General features: G+C 60.9%; 13 protein-coding genes. 1 reads left to right on the forward strand and 12 read right to left on the reverse strand.

The window, feature by feature from the left end:
• Window positions 1-36 precede the first annotated feature (36 nt).
• The 5 genes from HALLA_RS12460 to HALLA_RS12480 all read right to left on the reverse strand — a co-directional run bounded on the left by HALLA_RS12460 (window position 37) and on the right by HALLA_RS12480 (window position 7,881).
• Complete coding sequence (locus HALLA_RS12460; protein WP_049953661.1) at window positions 37-777, reverse strand: bacteriorhodopsin; 741 nt, start codon at window positions 775-777, stop codon at window positions 37-39.
• The gene (locus HALLA_RS12465) at window positions 767-2,497 is read right to left on the reverse strand and encodes a methyl-accepting chemotaxis protein (RefSeq protein WP_084569010.1); all 1,731 of its coding nucleotides are present in this window, start codon (window positions 2,495-2,497) and stop codon (window positions 767-769) included. The genes HALLA_RS12460 and HALLA_RS12465 overlap by 11 nt, the downstream gene beginning before the upstream one ends.
• A gap of 131 nt (window positions 2,498-2,628) precedes the next feature.
• On the reverse strand, window positions 2,629-4,302 hold the full coding sequence (locus tag HALLA_RS12470) for a type II/IV secretion system ATPase subunit (protein ID WP_049953662.1): 1,674 nt from the start codon (window positions 4,300-4,302) through the stop codon (window positions 2,629-2,631).
• A 7-nt stretch (window positions 4,303-4,309) separates the two neighbouring features.
• Window positions 4,310-5,068, reverse strand: coding sequence for an ATPase domain-containing protein (locus HALLA_RS12475; RefSeq protein WP_049953663.1), 759 nt, complete (start codon window positions 5,066-5,068; stop codon window positions 4,310-4,312).
• Window positions 5,065-7,881 (reverse strand): FlaD/FlaE family flagellar protein, encoded by a 2,817-nt coding sequence (locus HALLA_RS12480; RefSeq protein ID WP_049953664.1) that lies wholly within the window; start codon window positions 7,879-7,881, stop codon window positions 5,065-5,067. The genes HALLA_RS12475 and HALLA_RS12480 overlap by 4 nt, the downstream gene beginning before the upstream one ends.
• 492 nt (window positions 7,882-8,373) lie before the next feature.
• Here HALLA_RS12480 and HALLA_RS12485 point away from each other — a divergent pair, with 492 nt between their 5' ends.
• Window positions 8,374-9,003, forward strand: coding sequence for a DUF7500 family protein (locus HALLA_RS12485; RefSeq protein WP_049953665.1), 630 nt, complete (start codon window positions 8,374-8,376; stop codon window positions 9,001-9,003).
• A 52-nt stretch (window positions 9,004-9,055) separates the two neighbouring features.
• Here the strand turns inward: HALLA_RS12485 and HALLA_RS12490 are convergent, their stop codons facing one another.
• From HALLA_RS12490 to HALLA_RS12515, 7 genes are all read right to left on the reverse strand, one after another.
• Window positions 9,056-9,262, reverse strand: a complete 207-nt coding sequence (locus HALLA_RS12490) for a hypothetical protein (protein ID WP_049953666.1) — start codon at window positions 9,260-9,262, stop codon at window positions 9,056-9,058.
• Between the two features lie 146 nt (window positions 9,263-9,408).
• The gene (locus tag HALLA_RS21635) at window positions 9,409-9,543 is read right to left on the reverse strand and encodes a hypothetical protein (RefSeq protein WP_277921462.1); all 135 of its coding nucleotides are present in this window, start codon (window positions 9,541-9,543) and stop codon (window positions 9,409-9,411) included.
• A gap of 45 nt (window positions 9,544-9,588) precedes the next feature.
• Window positions 9,589-11,310 (reverse strand): archaellar assembly protein FlaJ, encoded by a 1,722-nt coding sequence (gene flaJ / locus HALLA_RS12495; RefSeq protein WP_049953667.1) that lies wholly within the window; start codon window positions 11,308-11,310, stop codon window positions 9,589-9,591.
• Between the two features lie 129 nt (window positions 11,311-11,439).
• Window positions 11,440-12,528, reverse strand: a complete 1,089-nt coding sequence (locus HALLA_RS12500) for a FlaD/FlaE family flagellar protein (protein WP_049953668.1) — start codon at window positions 12,526-12,528, stop codon at window positions 11,440-11,442.
• Window positions 12,529-12,539: 11 nt separating this feature from the next.
• Window positions 12,540-13,040, reverse strand: coding sequence for a flagellin (locus tag HALLA_RS12505; RefSeq protein WP_049953669.1), 501 nt, complete (start codon window positions 13,038-13,040; stop codon window positions 12,540-12,542).
• Window positions 13,041-13,568, reverse strand: a complete 528-nt coding sequence (locus HALLA_RS12510; protein WP_049953670.1) for a hypothetical protein — start codon at window positions 13,566-13,568, stop codon at window positions 13,041-13,043.
• A 177-nt stretch (window positions 13,569-13,745) separates the two neighbouring features.
• The gene (locus HALLA_RS12515; protein ID WP_049953671.1) at window positions 13,746-14,300 is read right to left on the reverse strand and encodes an archaellin/type IV pilin N-terminal domain-containing protein; all 555 of its coding nucleotides are present in this window, start codon (window positions 14,298-14,300) and stop codon (window positions 13,746-13,748) included.
• Window positions 14,301-14,314 lie beyond the last annotated feature (14 nt).

Below are 14,314 nucleotides of genomic sequence, written 5' to 3' on the forward strand. Positions count from 1 at the left end.
AACGATCGCCGTTGTGCTCGAACGGGTACGAGGTCGTTACGAACGGACCGTCTCTCGAGCGCCCGCTGTCGGCTGACTGCCGGTTTCCGAGCCGTCGGAAACAGCGCCGATCCGTGCGAGCGCTTCGCGACCGCCGAAGAGGATCACGGTGAACCCGAGGATCAACACGGTATCGGCGTAAATCGCGATGCTCGCTCCGACGAACGTGTCGGTGACGCCGAGGTTGTACTCGGCCAGTATCCCCGAGAGCAACATCGCGACCCACGTGAGGATGGTGAGATACATGATCTTTACGTACAGCAGCCGCCGTTCGGGGTGTTTCCGGTCGGCCGATCGTCTGAACGGGCTCGTCAGGAGATAGATCGTCACACCGATCATGCACACCATCGAGACCATAATCGCAAGCCGAAGTATTCCGCCGGCCATCCAGCCGCCGAGCGTGCTCCAGTTCGCCCACAACAGGGCGGCGACCAGTATCCCAATCGACCGGTAACTAACGCCGGACGACCGCTGTAACACGTACGCGAACGCCAGCCACAGGATCGTATAGCCAATGAAACGAGCACCCGACGTTTCGACGCCCGGTTCGACTTCGATCATCAGGAACTCGAGCGACATGAGCACGTAGGAAACGCCCATTCCCGCCGCGGCGATCGCTGGAAGGTATCCGTACTTTCGAACGTCTTTTGGGAGCTTCTGCGAGGCCCCAGCGATGACGAGCGAACCGACCACTAAAGCCAGGCCGAACCACCGGTAGAGGACGAGCTCACTGATCATTGGTCCGTGTCACCTCCTCGGTTCGATCGGTATCGTTCGTCTCTCGTCGATCAGGCGCTCCCGCCGGATCGTCCACCCAGCCACCGTCGGCCTCTACGGCGATCCGTTCGGTGTTCGAGCGAGTTCCGGTTCCGACATCGAACTCGCTCAGTATCGACGCCAACCGTTCTGCCTGATCTCCGAGCGAATCCGCGGAACTCGAGACCTGCTCGATTGTCGCCGTCGTCTCTTCGGACGCCGCGGCGACCTTTTCTGACTGGTTGCTCGTCTCGGCCGAGACGTTCGTCACGTCCGTGAGTACCGACGAGAGTTCCTGTGCGGCCTCGGCCTGATCGTCAGCCGTCGAATCGATCTCCTGAATTCGGCTATCGACCTGCTCGATTCCCTCGTTGACCGCGGCCAACTGTTCGTTCAACTCCTGAACCAGCCGCGAGGTCTGGGACAACTCGTCGTCGACCGAGTGGACTTCCTCCGCGGTCACCGATGCCTGTTCTCGCATCGCGCTCAGGCGCTCGTCGATGTCGTCGACGCCGTCCATCGTCTCCTCGGCCAACTGCTTGATCTCGTTGGCGACGACCGAAAAGCGTGCGCCGCTCTGGCCGGCGCTCGAGGCCTCGATGTTTGCGTTCAACGCGAGCAGGTTCGTCTGGTCGGCGACGTCTTCGATGAGTTCCGTGATTTCCCCGATCTGTCCGGCCTCGCGGGTAAGCGCCTCGACGGTCTCGACGACCGAGTCGGTCATCTCGACCAACCGGTCGATGTTGGCTTCGACCTCCGCGGCGTGTTCCTGGCCTTCGTTCGCGCTCGCGGTGACGTCTTCGGAGGTGCTTGCGATATCGCTCGTGGCGGCCGCGACCTCTTCGCTCCCCGCGGAGAGTTCGCTCACTCTCGAACTCGCGACGTCGAGTTGCTGACTCTGAGTCGTCGCCCCCTCAGAGATTTCCAGCATCGATTCAGAGACATCGCCGCTTGCGTCTCGGATCTGCTCGCTCGAGGCCTCGAGGTCGAGCGCCATCTCGTCGACGGTCGAACTCATCGTCTGGACGTTCTCGAGAACGGTCGTGATCTCCTCGAGCATGTCGTTAAAGGAGTCTGCGATCGCTTCGGTCGCTTCGTTCTCGATCTGCGGTTCCAGTCGGTTGGTCAGGTCGCCGTCGGCACACGCCCCCATCACTTCGGAGAAGCGCTGTGCTTCGTCGATCAGTTCCTGATTGCGACGTTCGGCCTGCTGTTGTGCCTCGCGGACCTTCTCCTGTTGGATCTCGAGTTCGTCCGAGCGTTCTCTGGCGTCCTCCTTGGCTTCCCGTGCCAGTCGTTCTTTCTCAGTCACTTCCTCGAGTGTCGTCTCGAGCGAGTCGCGCATCTCCTCGAGAGACGTATACAGGGTCCCGATTTCGTCTGTTCGGTCCGTTTCCATATTCACGTCGAATTCACCGTCGCCGATCCGTTCGGCGCCGGCGGCTAGCTGTCGCAACTCGAGTCCGACGTTTCCGCCGACGATGATCCACGCGACGCCGAGATTGATGAACGTCACCATCATCAGTCCCGCCAGGGATGCTATCGAGCGTTCGACGACGAGATCTGCCGGTCCCGAAACGATGTGCAGGCGAAAGATCAGCCCGGCAACGACCGTCGTGGCGATGATGGCACCGAATATCACCGCGAGTTTCGTACTGTACTGTTGCCGAATTCGGCCGCCCCATGATATATCATAGTTCATGATAGATTTGTTTCCTCCCACGAATACGCATACCTATCTCGGTACGATCGATACGTGTTAACGGTCTAGATAATCCTACAGATAGTTAATTCTTCTCGCCGTGAGCAAACCGAGTCCCTCGACGAAAAGCCTCAGTCCGGCCGTGTGATGTGGAACGGGAGTCCCTCGACGCCATCGCGCTGGAACTGGTCGATCGTCGAGTTGACCTCGTGGTACTCCAAAATGTTCTCCTGAATCATTCGCTCTAAGATATCCGAGCGGAACTGCAGGTCGTCGTAGATGTCCCGCGTATCGGCGTATCCGAGCAGCGTCGCGATCTGTTCTTCGAGCACGTAGGAGTTGTTCATTCCCTGGAAGACGATTTCGTCCTCGACGGGGTCCCAGTAGAACACCTGTCGGGTCACGACGCCGTCCATCTGGTCGGAGTAGCCCTCGATCTCCTGTACGCTCGTGACCCGCCGCAGGACGTCGTCGCCCTGTTTCACCCGGTTCTGGAACAGCGCCACATCGGCGTTGTCCATGAACGTCTCGGGGACGTTGATCGGGTCCCCGGTAAACCGCTGGATCATCGAGACGATATCGCTCGCGTGGAAGGTCAGCATGACGGGGTGGCCGGTCTGGGCCGCCTGGAAGGCCATCCGCCCCTCCTCACCACGGACCTCACCCACGACGATGTATTCGGGACGAGAACGCAGCGCCGCCTCGACGAGGTTGAACATGTCGACATCGGCGCTGTCTTCGCTGCGACTCTCTCGAGTCAGCAGCTGCTGCCAGGTGTCGTGGGGCGGCAACACCTCGGCCGTGTCCTCCGCGGTGTAGATCTTCGAGTCACGCGGAATGAACGACATGATGGAGTTCAGCGTCGTCGTCTTCCCCGACGCCGTCTCGCCGACGACGAACACCGTCCGCTCGTTCTCGAGACACAGCCACAGGTACGCCGCGAGTTCGGGCGAGAGCGTCCCCCAGTTCGTAATCTGGGTGACCGAAAGCGGCACCTCGTCGCCCTGACGAATGGTGAGGCTCGGCCCCTTCACGCTCACGTCGTCGCTGTAAATCACGTTCAGACGCGAGCCGTCCGGGAGCGTCGAGTCGATGATCGGCTCCGCGTCAGTCATCGGGTTCCCGATCCGTTCGCCCATGTTGCTCAGCCAGCTATCGAACTCCTCACGGGTGCCGAAATCGACGGTCGTCTCGACCATGCCGTAGGTGCCGTGATCGACGTAACACTCGTTGGGGCCGATCACGTGAATGTCCTCGTTGGCCGGGTCGCGCATGACCGGCTCGAGCGGGCCGAGGCCGACGATGTCGCGGTTCAACCGGTATCGGATGTTCTCGTAGGTCTCCTGTGGGACCTCCTGAATTCCGGGATGAAACTTGACTTTTAACCGATCGATGATATTGGTTAGTTCGTCCCCTTTGATGTGGGTCGATTCCTGTAGCAACTCCTCGATCTGATCGTCGTACTCGGCGTCGTTCTCGGGGGCGGACTTGCTCGTACTCCGGCGCAACAGCGAGTCTTTGACCGTCTGGAAGACTTTCTGCTCTTCTTCGGAGAGCGTCGGCTCGACGGCAAAATACTGCATCTTCGCCCCGACGTCGCCGTAGATGTGGCTGAATATCGGGCCGCCGACGGGGTACAGGACGTTCGGGTGGTTGGTCTCGTACTCGGCAGAGGGCTCGTCGATCAGAATCGGAAACTCGCCGGTGATCTGTCGAAACTTCTTGAGATGATTTCGGAGGTGCGGGCGGCGGGCGGCAAGTTCACGGAGCTCGTCCGACGGCTTTGGTGTTCCCAGCTCTGTCATTGCTAGCCTAGGCGACACTCCGGTTCTCGATCACGATTCCCGTACCGGATCGGACCGAGTAACCGATTCGGTCACCGACCTGTTCGCCCATCCCCGCAAACCGCTTGATGAACAACTGTCGGCGGATATCGTTCCCGACCTCGATCATCTCTAACTCGATGAACACGTCGGCGATAGACCGGAACGGGCCGATCGCCTCCTCGCCGACGGTCGAGGGGTCGACCGTCAACACGACGACTTTCCCCTGTGAGATGATGTCTCGAAGGAACGAGATGATCTCGAGTGCGGCCTGACGTTCCTCGTTTTGCCTGACCAGCGCCTCGAATTTCGGATCGTTTCGCAAGATCGCGTCGAACGTATCGATGATCACGACGTCCGCCGTCCAGATCGTCTCTTCGTCCATCAGATCCGTCAGCAGATCCTGTCGGTTCTGTTCGTCGTCGCTTGCCGTCAGCACGCTGCCGCTGTCTAAGTCGCCGTGTAAAAACAGCATGTTCTCGAACAGGAGGTGTTCCTCGACGTTGTAGTTCAGCGAGTGCATCTGCTTGACAAAGCCCTGTACCTCGAGTTCGGTCGAGAGGAACGAAACCGACTTGCCGGTTTCACACAGCCCGTAGGCAAAACGCTGGGAGATCGCGCTCTTTCCGGCGCCGTAGTCGCCTTCCATGAGGACGATACTCCCGGTTGGAATACCGCCGCCGAGTTCCTTGTTCAGTCGGTCACGGTCATCGAGTCCGATAGAGAAGATATTATTGAGTTGGCTCATTCGTCTGCAGCCTCCGTCGTTTCCTCGTCGACGACGCCGTCGCGTTCCTCGCCCATCACGTCTCGGTGTGTCTCCCAGGAAGCGTCGGCAGTGGTTGATGACTCCGCCGACTCGTCCCACATCGTCTGGCCACCGTCGGTGTCAACGCCCTGTGGCGTGGCATCGGACGTGTTTCCAGCGCGTGGTTCGCCCTCCGAGTCGGACGCCTCAGGCGCGTTGCCCGACCCGTCCGAGGGGGCCCAGAAGCCGTCGTCCTGTCCGCCGGAGTTGCCTGCCTGGTCCCAGATCGCGTTCTCTCCCGCCGAGTCGGACGCCGAACTATCCCACAGCTCGTCGGGGTCGTCGTCTCCGTCGTCCGAATCGTCGAGCCAGTCCATTTCGTCGTCTTCCGGTGTATCCGCATCATCTTCTGGCACGTCTGCATCGTCTTTCGGGGCGTCCGTCTCATCCTCAACCGCGTCTGCATTTGGTTCCGAGACGTCTTCTGCGTCGTCTTCTGACGCATCGAACGCAGCAGCCTCATCCGAGCCCGGTCCGGTATCGGCCTGCGTCCACTCGGCGTCCTGTTGGGCCGGTTCGGTCTCGCCCGTCGACGTATCCGCGTTCGCCGAATCAGTTACGTCCCAGTCGAACTCTTCTGGAGTCGGTTCTGCGTCGGTCTCCGCTGGTTCGGGTTCGACGGGATCGGCGACAATCGACGCATCGTCCGTCGATTCCCCGTCGTCGACGCCATCGGAGTCGGCAACAGTCGAGTCGCCTTCCTGCCACTCGAGGGCCTGCGTCGTCGACCGGGAGTCCGTTTCGGTCCGATCGGCCGCACTCGAGTGATCCGGAGCCGTCTCACCGGGTGCGGGCTCGCTGGCGGCCAGTGTCTCAGCCTCGCCGACGGCCGCTGTCTGCACATCGTCCCCTGACTCAGCCTCGTCGGTCGCGGCAGTCCCAGCGACGGCCGCAACGTCGTCACCAGTCACGATCTCAGCATCGGCGGTGTCACCGTCGGCCACAGTATCGTCGGCCACAGTATCGTCGGCGGTTACAGTGCCGGCGGCGGCCACAGTGTCGTCGGCGGGAACGCCGTCGTCAGCGACGACAGCCTCGTCGATGGACTCAGCTCCCTCGGATGACTCGGTTGCTGGACGTTCCGCAAGGTCGATGGACGGTTCTGCGTCGTCGACTGAAGCCGACTGCTCGGTCGACGATACGTCGACCGGGTGTCTCTCGGGTTCGGCGTCGACGATCCAGCCGTTCGAGGCCGGAGCGCTCGAGCCGTCGTCGTTCCCGACGCCAATGTAACTCACGAACGTCAGTTCCGTTCCGGTGTCGTCCGCCTCGATCGAGTCCGTCGATTCCGCTTCGACGACCGGGGATTCGGCCTCGGCATCGTCGTCGACTTCCGCGTCCGCTATTCGTTTCTCGATCTCCTCGACGTCCAGTTCGGTCTCCAGCCGGTCTGCCGGAATGCCTTCCTCGAGAACCCACTCGCCGAACGTGAGCTGTTTTTTCTTCGGCGATGCGACCTGACTGATCCACCACAAGCTCCGTCGGTGGTCGATACCGAGCGAGGAGTTCGGCTGTGGATCCTCGAGGTCGGGGCCGCCGCCGAAGCCGTTGAGCATCGTCTGCAAGTACTCTTCGACGGGATCGTCGACCCAGTGGATCGAGCCGTAAAACCGGACCGTCTCCGCTGCGCCCTCGAGTCCGACCTCCTCGACGAGGTAATCCAGCCACTCCATGACGAGGAACTCCGTGTCGTACTCCGATGGGAGCGACTCGAGGTACGGCCTGCCGCCGTCGTTCCAGGCGTTTTCGATGCTGTCAGCGGACGCCGAGTCAGTGGACCGAGACTGGTCGGGCGTCGAGTCGTCCGTTTCGAAAACGTCAGCCGCGGTGGTCGAATCAGCACCTTCGTCACCGTCCGCGCCCGCGGGGGCGGCGATCGAATCGTCCGCCTGGCCGCCATCCTCGTCCCACTCCGCCGACCCCGACTCGTATTCGTCTTTGAGTTCGTCGAAGGAAAGGTTCTCGTCGCCGCCGACGGCGTCGTCCGTGCCGCTCTCGTCTCCAAACCCGTCGTCTGTGTCGTCTGCGTCGTCGAACTCGTCGTCGAAGTTGTCACCGAAGTCGTCGTCGGCGATCACATCCTCGTCGAGGAAGTCCTCCGCGTCGGCCGCCGAGATATCCTCGTCGACTGGCGCTTCATCTTCGTCGTCGCCGTCGAACAGGCTGTTGCCACCGAAATCGCCGGTCCCCTGTGCGCCCCCGCTTCCGTCATCGAACGAATCGCTCAGCGAATCACCTTCGACGAAGGGGTTTACCCCCTGTGTCACCATCTCGTAGACTTCCAGTAGTTTCCGGATGTTCTCCTCGATGTCCTCGAGCGATTCGCTGATCTTCTCGTTTTCGCTCTGAACGGTGTTGACCGTCGAGGAGAGCGACCCGACGTCGTTTTCCATCTCCTCGACTCGAGCCTCGATTTCGCTCGAGGCATCATCCCCGCCACCGCCGCCGTCGTCGTCCATGTCGTCGAAGGACATGTCGCCGCCCATCATATCGTCGCCGCCACCCATCATCTCATCGCCGCCCATCATGCCGTCGCCACCACCCATCATGCCGTCGTCGCCGCCGCCGAGTAGATCATCGCCACCACCCATGCCACCGCCATCGCCCAGGCCACCGCTCGAATCCGCATTGGGCATCAATCCGCCGTCGCTCGAGCCGCCGGAGAGCCCGTTGCTCGAGCTGCCCGAGAGGCTGTCGTCACCAATCAGGCCATCGTCGCCTCCGGAACCGTCGTCGTTCCCACCTCCGAACATATCACCGATTATAGATAGCATGACCAATTCATTCCTCAAACGGGTCTTTGTCCCTCGTCGCCCCAGAGAACTGGTTCGTCTTCGAAGGAGAAACCGTCATCTCCGTTTTGCTCAACGACGAGAGTACCCATATGGTAAGTAAATATGAACGTATGTATTAAGGTATTGTGGCCGACGACATTCGTTCTTCCAGAATGCCCTAATCACACACTACAGACCCCTTACGTCGGATTTTTACCAATGCAATCGTAACGGGCACGATGTTTAATTCACACCATAACCGGAGGATTCATCCTGGTTTTGCAGTTCGTGATCCCTGCGTATGACGATCACCTCGATCAACCCCATAGATCAGTCACGTCAAACAGTCACCTCGATCAGCCCTATCGATTAGTCACCTCGATCAATCCGATTGTCCGGTAATTCAGACTCTCAGAGCGGGCGAAGCTTTCTTTCTCCCTGGGGTCGAACCACCGTGTAGAGGGCTGGGTCATGACAAACGGTAATCCCGACAATCCAAAAGAAAACGCGGACGTTCCGCCCGTACTCCCCGAAGAACAACAGACGCCAGCAGACGCCGGTGGCGTTCTCTCGCCCGACGACCTCGACATCTCCGAAAGTCCCTACGTCGCGGAGATTTCGGACGGTCGATACGTCGTCTCGCCGAACAAGAGCCCGCCGAACGTCGCCCAACAGGAGTCGCTGGCGACCCAGTCACAGTCCGGGAGACCGTCCCGTTCGCGCGGCGGTCGAAATGAGCCCGCAGATCGGGCGGGTACAGGCGGGCAGATACAGAGCCCCGAGGCCGCGCGAAGCGTCCTCGCAGACGAACTCGACCGACTCGAGTCCCGGTACGCGATCGATCTCATCTCCCAGTTCGACGGGAACACGATCCGCCACCGGACCGCCTCCGACGACGTCGTCGGAACGTTCGACAACCTCGTGCTCTGGTACGCCCAGAGCGTCTCACAGAACACGCCGACGACCCGCGCGATCTCGCTGTTGCTCGCCAGATCCGAGTTCGGCGCACCGCTGACCGAGACCCGACTCAGAAACGAGATCGGCAAACACGGCCTCACCGAGTCGAACACGATCGGCGACCTGCTCGAGCGACTCGAGTAGCCGGCCGAGTCGGGGTCCAAATCCGTTATTTCTCGAGGCAGGCCAGTTGCGCTCAGTCGACGATTCGGTGATAGCCAGTCCGGACGAGCGATATCGCACCGAGGAACGTCAAGACGACAGCCCCAGCCGCGACGATGTGGTGCACTCCGGAAAGAAGCGGAACAGGCGTGTATCGGCCGAGGACGAAGGCGAGGACGGCGATAGCCCACAGGACGAACAGTCCGAACCCGACCAGAGCGAGGGCGAACCTCGAGTTCATGGTTGGGAAACGTATCGGATCGGAAGTAATTGTACCGGTCGAGAGGAAAAGCCACGGGTTGCGTTGTCCGACGAACTGGGACAACATGGCGGTGAGAGACTCGCGGGGTCGTGGTTCGAGGACAGTTGCTCCATCCGCTGGCGGATTCACGCTCCGTTGATCAGGATGACCGCAGCCATAAACATCGCCAGCACGAGTGCGTAGCCGAAGAGCAACAGTCCGCTGTGGATCGATTCGACCGCGCGCGAGTCCGTTCCGAAGTTGCGTGGAGGTCGAGTCATTCGTATCAGTTCTTTCGATGTGAGTATTATTGCTCTTCCGGCCGCTCACAGGTCGACCGAGATCAGCACATTGACCAACCGCTGCGTGAGCGCGCCGGTGGCCCCGCCGATCCAGAGCAACGCCGTGAAGTGCAGATACGAGTTGCCGAAGTGGCCGCCGTCGGCGACGCGGAGTACGAGCGACGAGATGAACGCGTTGAAGATCAACACGAGGACCATCAGGTATCGAAGGACGGGCACGTCGTACTGGCCGGTGTGAATCAGCGACCCCGCGGCGATCTCGCCGCCGGTATCGATGTCGAACCCCGACAGCATCACCGCCAGTTCCAGCCCGATGAACTGCGCGAACGTCGCGGCGACCGAGATCCCGTAAATGACCCCGATCAGCGTCGTTACCTTCTGTTTGCGCTGTTCTCGGAGATTGAGGATCGCGTTCATGTTGGTGCTGATGAGCCCCCCGAGTCGCTTCGGACCGCCGCCCATCTCTCGGCCGATCAGGTACATGTTACTGAACTTCTGGATCAGAAACGAGTTCGCCTCGCCGGTGAAGTACCGCCAGGATTTCTCGGTGCTCAGGCGCATGTTCAGCCGGCGATAGAGGTTGTCGATGTCCTCGGTGAGCGGTCCGAAATTCTTCGAGCGGAGGCTCTCTAGCACCTCGCTCGTCGTGGCCTGTTTCGCGCTCTCGGTCGTCCCGAGCGCGCGGATGAAGTTGGGGAACTCCTGATCCCGCTTGAAGGTCCTTTTCTCCTCGTACCAGAACACCATGCCGGGGACCAACATCGGTAACGTCGCGATCGGCATGTACAACAAAAGCGGGATCGAGTGCACCGGAAACAGCGGCGGGATCATCTCGAAAAAGATCAACATCATCACGAAGACGAACAGCAGACTCAACGAGAAGCCGACGACCGTCGAGGCGAGCATCCGCTGTTTCGTCTTCGTACGGTAGCCCTCCTCTAGGTACCAGATCGGGTCGCTCGGGACGACCGCCTGGATCACGAAGAAGAAGCCGATCTGCACGAAGATGAACAGCACGATGACGAGGCTCACCGTCATGGTCGGGTTCGTCCCCGACAGCAGCGGGAGGACGATCGCGAACACGAGCGCGAACGTCATCGAGATGATCATCGACAGGTACAGATCCTTGATGACGTCGAGGTTGTTCAGCGACTGTCTGTACACCGTCGAGTACTTCTCGATCAGCACCTCCTGTTCCTCGAGCAGGAACTTATCCAGTTCCTGGCCGGCCTCTAACGTGTAGGCCAACCGCTCGAAGAGGTCGGTCACCGACTCGCTGGGGACTTCCTTCGCGCGGCGTCGACACGCGTCGCCGAGGCTCAGGTGCCAGACGTCGACCAGATCGACGATCCGCTGGATCTCGTCTGCCAGCTCCCCGTACTGGTCCTCGATGGCGAGCTGGCGAAAGACCTCCATCCGGTCGATGTTCGTCGTCGACAGGACGGTCATGTGGATCACCAGCAGGTGAAACCGTCTTTCCATCTCGATGCGGCGACTGTCGACCGCGAGACGCGGATACCCGATCGCCGTCGCGAAGATCAACAGTCCGAGCACCGGCAACAACAGTCGGACGACCAGAAGGACGTTCGCCACGGCGGCGACGACGATCGTCGCGATGAAAACCACGAAGGCGGGGAGCAACACCCCCGAGACGTAGTACTTCGCCGGGAGTTCCATCTCCTCGTACGAGCGGATGATAGAGCCGCTGAGATTAGCTGCCGCCGCCGTGTTGTCTGCGATTCCCATAGTCTCTCAACCGCGTCGAAGTCCGCCGCGTTCGATCGTTCGGCGTCCGTCGCCGGGGAGACCGAAGCCCCCTCCCGATTCGCGTTCTGTACGTGTCGGGGTGCCTATACAAAATTTCCGGCCGGTCCGCTACTGACCCGGAACCGATATCGCCTCCCGTCGATCCGACTCGGCGAGCAGGTCGGGTGCCTGCTCCGGCGTCGCGATCCAGGCGATGTACTGCAAGCTTCGTTTGTGCTCGTCGGTCTCGAGGACCGATCGCGGTTCGGGGTCCGCCGCCAGTTCGGTCGCCGGCTTCGAGTCGTCGCCGAAGCCGTTGAGCATCGACTGGAGGTAGGTCTCGACCGGTGCCGAGATCCAGTCGATCGACTCGTAGTAGGCGAGCGTCTGGGCCGCCCCGGAGATTCCGACCGTCTCGACGAGAAAGTCGAGCCACTCGATGGTCACCAACTCGGCGTCGTTTCTCGAGGGCTGGGCGGCGAGATACGGCGGGTCGCCGACCTGCCCGTTCTCGCCGAGGTCGATCGCATCGACGGCCGGCTGGGCCGGTCCGTCGGCTCCCAGACCGTCATCGCCGTCGTCATCGTCATCGGTATCGTCGTCATCGAGTTCGAGCGGAACCGTCCCCTCGTCGTCGATCGAATCGTCGCCAAGCGCGTCGTCATCTGCAGCGTCCTCTCCGGCGAACTCGTCGTCCTCGAGCGAGGCGTCGTCGTCGAACTCGTCGCCGAAATCGTCGCCCGTCTCGTCGTCGGCGATGTCGTCGTCTAAGAATTCGTCGACCTCGGCGTCGACGATTTCGTCGTCGATCGCCTCACTGAGGTCGTCGTCATCGTCGCCGCCGAAAATGCCGCCGCCCTCGGTGTCGAAAGCGTTCCCGATCTCCTGATCCGCGGCGAATGGGTTGACGCCCTCGGTGACGATTTCGTAGAGGTCGACGAGTTTGTCGACGTTGCGCTCGACCGTCGAGATGGAGTCGCTGATCTTTTCGTTCTCGCCGCGGACGGTCTCGACTTTGTTCTCGAGGGATTCGACCTCCTTCTCGATTTCGTCGAGCTGATAGGTGATCTCCATCTCCGAGTCGTCGTCATCGTCCTCGGCGAACATCGCGTCGTCGCCCATCAACCCCTCGTCGGCACCACCCATCAGGTCGTCGCCGCCGCTTTGTGCGTCCGATTCGTCGTCGCCACCGCCGAGACCGCCGAAGTTCAGTACCATGCGTGTATCATCTAGTTCGATCCGCCGTCATCGACGTGAAAGTCGATGCTGTCCTCGTTGTCGTTCGCGATCACCGTCACGGTCGTATCGCCCGAAACGTCGATGTCGTCGGCCGCCGCGACGTCGATCCTGAGTTCGACCACGTCACCCGTCTGCCAGGAACTGCTCTCGCCGTACCGGTGTTCGAGTTCGAAGTAGTCGTGCGAGACGTACTGGCCGTCGAGTAACACGTCGATAGCCGAGTGGTGGACCTCGAGGTGCTCGCCGCCGATGTTCTTGACGTAGACCGTGATGTTCTCGTCGCCAGCCGCCGGGTCGTAGATCGCGTCGGGTTGGCCGGCGTCGCTGACGATGTCGACTTCGGTACCGATCTCCGTCGCGGTCGCAGCGCCCTGGGTCTCGATCGCCCCGCTCAAGTTGTCGACCTCGAGAACGAGCGTCCCCGCGATGCCCGCCGCAACGACGATACTCGCGATAAACAGAATAATGTGGGTCGCCGAAACGCTTGCCATCTATTGAATCTCCTCCGTTGCGTCGGTGATGCCGTGTTCGGTCACCAGTTTGACCCGCTCTAGCTCGTCGCCGTCGAACAGGTCCGATACCGAGGTGCCATCGGACAGCGTGTCCGCATCGATCCGGATCTCGAGTCGAGCGCCGGGATGCCAGATATTCGAATCGGTTCGATCCGCGTCCGTGATCTCCTCGTCTCCGTCGACGTCAGCGACGGCGGTCTCGTACTCGTTCATATCGACGTATTCGCCGTTGAGCAAGAGATCGGTCTTCACCACGTCGAGTGCGGTCGTCCCGTCGTTGTCGATCGTGACGGTGATCGAGTCGAGTTCGTCGTCGGCGTTGGTCGTCGTGGCAACCTCGTGGAATTCGATATCGGTGTTTAGCTGGTCTCGAGTGTGGTCGGCCTGGTCGGAAAAGGCGCTTCCAGCGTCGCTGCCGGCCGTAAACACCGTGGGGAACAGAACTCCAGCCGCTAGGAGAAAGCCGATGAGCATGATCGCAACTGCACCGCTCGTACTAAACCCCATTACTTTCTCGAGAAACAACGCATATGCAAAAACGCTCTGGCCATTGTGCGGTAGCACGGCACAGGAGTTCGCCCGCATTCGGCGGAGCGGAGCCTCGAGATGCGAATACGGGACCGCGGGCTGTGCGGGGACGAAAGACGAACAAATGAGAACGCGACTCGAGGGTCCGACTCGCGATTAGAGGCGGATCTTCTCGTCTTCTTCGGCGTCGAGCACGCTCGGAACGGTCAGTTCGTCGGTGATCTGTGCGCCGTCGTTGGTGACGATCTTGACTACCGCGTCGTCGCCCGGCTCGAGGACTCCTGCTTCGGACTCGATATCGAGGGTGATCGTCCCGCGGTCCTGACCGTTCTCGAGCACCGCCCTATCGCTGCCGTCGACGGCGACGGGAGTGTCGCTGACGTAGGCGTGCCCACCCGACCCTAAATAATCGATGACGATATTCTCGAGGTCGATCGGATTCGAGCCGGGCCCGAGACTCACAGTCATTTCGATCGAATCAATATTACCGTCCGCGTCCACGGTGCCTACCGTGGTGTAGATCTCGAGGGTGTTCGAAACCTGTGCGATACTTTCCGTGCCGGTCGCTTCGGCCTGCGACTGGAGGACGCCAGCAGTGCCCATCAGGACGCCCGCCGTGAGCGCAGCGACGAGTACCATCGCTACGAACAGGATCAGCGTCCCAATGCCTACTTGTGCGCGTCTATCTCCGTCGGAGGCCGTCTCGTACATTAAAGAATGAAATC

Source organism: Halostagnicola larsenii XH-48 (assembly GCF_000517625.1).
Taxonomy (GTDB): domain Archaea; phylum Halobacteriota; class Halobacteria; order Halobacteriales; family Natrialbaceae; genus Halostagnicola; species Halostagnicola larsenii.